We start from the raw sequence: 3052 nt of genomic DNA on the forward strand, positions 1-3052 counted from the left end.
ACGGTATTGTGCGCGGCGGTCGAACGCTGCCGATGCCGCTCGTCGCTGACGCCGTAACAGGAGGTCCCGCTGTTCACGATGATCCGTCGATTACCGAAGGACAGCTCAAACCCGAGGGAGTCGGCATGCGCATGCCCAGGCAGGTAATCCGGCCCGATCTTCCCGACATCCAGCAAGGCCACCACCGGCCCCCGCGCCAGCCTGACATAGCCGCTGTCGCGCAACGCAACAACCGCCCCGCTGAGTTCATCAGAAATCTCACCCAACCCCAGTCGCCGAGCGTAGTCTTCCAGCGCATCCCGGTCCGGCGCGATGCCGAACGCCGCATCGTTGAAGAACGGAATCCCCCCGTCCGGATGACACATTACCCCCAGCCATCGCCGCATCGATTGCACTGCATCAATCCAGCCAGAAACTGCCCCTGCAGGATTCACCAGCAACCGTAGCCTGGATGTAGCCCTGCGAAATCCGGGATTCAAACCTGGCCCACAACTCAACGCCCCCCCGGATTCCGCGACCGCTGCATCCGAGCTACTCTGACGCTCTCCAACCAGCCCATAAACCCCCGCCAGATTCACCAGACCCAGAAAATCCTCCAGAATAATGCCGTGATACATCGGACTCAGTTCGAAGTGCCCACCGTCCCCCAATACCTGCTCAGGCACCTGTTCCCCGAGTATCCGCAACCCCTTGCCCAGCCAGGCCTCCGCCTCCTCCCCCTCGAAAAACATCCCGGCAAACACCAGCGCCTTCGCATTGGCGAACAGATGATTTCCCAGCAGATGCCACTCCAGCCGCTTCGCCAGATAACGCACCTGCACGGCAAGACTGTGGATCGCATCTCCGTCCAGTGCATTCCCGGACAGGTGCCATATGATCCAGTTGACGATCCGCAAGGATAGTGGATAGGGCTCCCACCCGTTCCCGCCGGCCGGAGGATTCTCATCGATCCAGCGCCCGATCATTGCGGACTGCGCCTGGCCCGGTGCTCCGTCCATCGTGCCGGGCCGGAGGCAATCGAAGTAATGCAGGTTGTACAGCCAAAGCTTCTCCCGCGCCGGATCGTTCCAGCCCTCCGGACCACTCAACTCGCCTTCGACGTTCAGGAACCTGAATCGACGGCAGTCGCCCGTAATCCGCTCGCGGGCCGGACCGGCTATCCAGGACTTGAGCGGCGGGCGGAGCGCCGGGGCGGGCCGGGTGTCGGGACGAGGACGGCTGGCACGTAACCAGACCCGGCCGAATATCTGGACCGGGCTGAGATAGCGAACGGTATTAAAAAGCAGGCGGGCACGTGAGAGAGGCGTTACACGAGAATCCAACGTATTTCAATTTAGTTCAAAATGATGTTGTGAATACGCGGCCACTGGAAGAATTATAAGCCCGGCCCTTCTTCTACCTCCCGATTCTCGAACGGACCCAGAACTAAAACTCATTCCCGGTCAGACGACTGAGCAGATCCTCTTTTCGTCAACCATTTCCTGAACGACTCTTGGGTTTCCCCGGAAGGCTTTCCCGCGAGAAGCCCCTCGACGCTGATGTCCTCATCGAGGCTTTCCCAGTGAATTCCCTGACCACGACCAATGATGCGCCAGCCATTTCGCTCCTCGGGTGTGCCATGGACAAGACGTGGATACCACTCAATCGGCACGGATATGGTACGGCCATCACTCAACTCTACCGTCAAGGTATCTTCCGTCACCATTACGTTAACAGCATCAGAAGTGTTGAACTCAACTGCCAAAGTAGTCACTCCAGGCATCCAGAAGCTGCGCTCGATGATCTTCAATAATTGTATGAATCTGCCTCACCTCTTTTCTGCCGAATCCACCGCCTCGTTGCAGCCTGACTGGATCTAGTCGGTAGGTACGGAACCAGACCCGGCCGAATATCTGGACCGGGATGAGATAGCGAACGGTGTCGAAAAACAGGCGGGCGCGGGTGAGCGGATTCAACCAAAGATCCGGCGTACGCCTATGCTACTCAAAACCTGTCTCCGATGTTCTCCAGCAATCGCCTGCCATGAATCACGGCCACGATCAGTATCTTTTCGTTCTCGACCTTGTATACGAGGCGGTAACTGTAAACGATGCGTTCCCGGATAACATCGTCAGCAATCTCCGGCACGACTCTCCCAATCTGCGGAAAATCACTCAGCGTTTTTGCGACATCGAGAATCTTTGAAATGACAGACTGTGCATAGAAAAAGGAGTCTTTTCCTATGTATTCGGCAATGGATTCGAGATCTTCAACCGCTTCGGGCGACCAGGTTACTCGGTATTCCATTTGCCGAGCCGTTCTTCCACCTCCCGTTGTGGAACCTCCCCTTCCCTTTCGGCCCTTTCGATACCTCTGCGGACTTTCTCGACAACATACAAATGATATTGGATATCTTCCAGCGTGCAGTCATCCGGAAGCCTGTCCAGCAGTGACTGCACCTCGTTTTTCGCCGTGCTCACGATAACCTCCGTATCCGCATTTCCAAACGGCAGGCCACTCCCACCATTACAGCGTAGGGTGGACAAGTGTAACGCAGTCCACCAATGGTACTCACTTCCCCTGCTTCCGCGTTTCCACCGTCACGAAACCGCCTCAATCGGCTGTATCGCCTCACTCCCCTTACCTGTCTTTCGGCTCCCCGGGATCTCGATACTGATCCGGCTCACCTCCAGGATCTCTTCGAAGGGAATCGGAGACTCCCTCCCCTCCCGGATGGCATCCAGAAACGCCGCGGCACAGGCCTTCTGCCCCTTGTCCTGCCGCCTCAGGTTCATCTTCCGCACCCGTATGTATGGGGTCAGGTCTCGCATGATAGCATTTGGCTGCGAATCACTTGCCCCACCGTCGCCGGGCGCAGACCAAAATGATCGGCAATCTCGCGGTAGCTGTAGCTGTAGACGCCAGTGGCATGCGCCGCAACAATGGCGGCATTGCGCTCGCAGTGCTCGGCGGCTATCGCCTCCAGCGGTGCCGAGGGCCTTCTGCGTTGGGTCCTTGGGACATTCAACTGATCTGCCGGTACCGGGCCTTTTTCTGCACCTTCGCGACAAAC

The 3052-nt window shown here is 57.8% G+C and carries 6 protein-coding genes and 1 pseudogene; all 7 read right to left on the minus strand.

Annotated elements, in window-relative coordinates:
• The coding region (locus LJE91_04755; GenBank protein ID MCG6868050.1) for a heparinase II/III family protein at positions 1-1322 on the minus strand (1322 nt) is incomplete at its 3' end.
• A 110-nt stretch (positions 1323-1432) separates the two neighbouring features.
• The gene (locus LJE91_04760; protein MCG6868051.1) at positions 1433-1762 is read right to left on the minus strand and encodes a DUF2442 domain-containing protein; all 330 of its coding nucleotides are present in this window, start codon (positions 1760-1762) and stop codon (positions 1433-1435) included.
• The gene (locus tag LJE91_04765) at positions 1734-1955 is read right to left on the minus strand and encodes a DUF4160 domain-containing protein (protein ID MCG6868052.1); all 222 of its coding nucleotides are present in this window, start codon (positions 1953-1955) and stop codon (positions 1734-1736) included. The genes LJE91_04760 and LJE91_04765 overlap by 29 nt, the downstream gene beginning before the upstream one ends.
• 28 nt (positions 1956-1983) lie before the next feature.
• A complete protein-coding gene (locus LJE91_04770) occupies positions 1984-2286 on the minus strand; it encodes a type II toxin-antitoxin system RelE/ParE family toxin (GenBank protein MCG6868053.1) in 303 nt (100 codons plus the stop codon).
• Positions 2271-2459, minus strand: a complete 189-nt coding sequence (locus tag LJE91_04775; GenBank protein ID MCG6868054.1) for a hypothetical protein — start codon at positions 2457-2459, stop codon at positions 2271-2273. The genes LJE91_04770 and LJE91_04775 overlap by 16 nt, the downstream gene beginning before the upstream one ends.
• Before the next feature lie 120 nt (positions 2460-2579).
• Positions 2580-2777 (minus strand): annotated as a pseudogene (locus tag LJE91_04780) (hypothetical protein).
• A 20-nt stretch (positions 2778-2797) separates the two neighbouring features.
• A partial coding sequence (locus LJE91_04785; protein MCG6868055.1) for a hypothetical protein occupies positions 2798-3052 on the minus strand: 255 nt, incomplete at its 5' end.

The sequence above is a fragment of the Gammaproteobacteria bacterium genome (assembly GCA_022340215.1).
Lineage (GTDB): Bacteria > Pseudomonadota > Gammaproteobacteria > JAJDOJ01 > JAJDOJ01 > JAJDOJ01.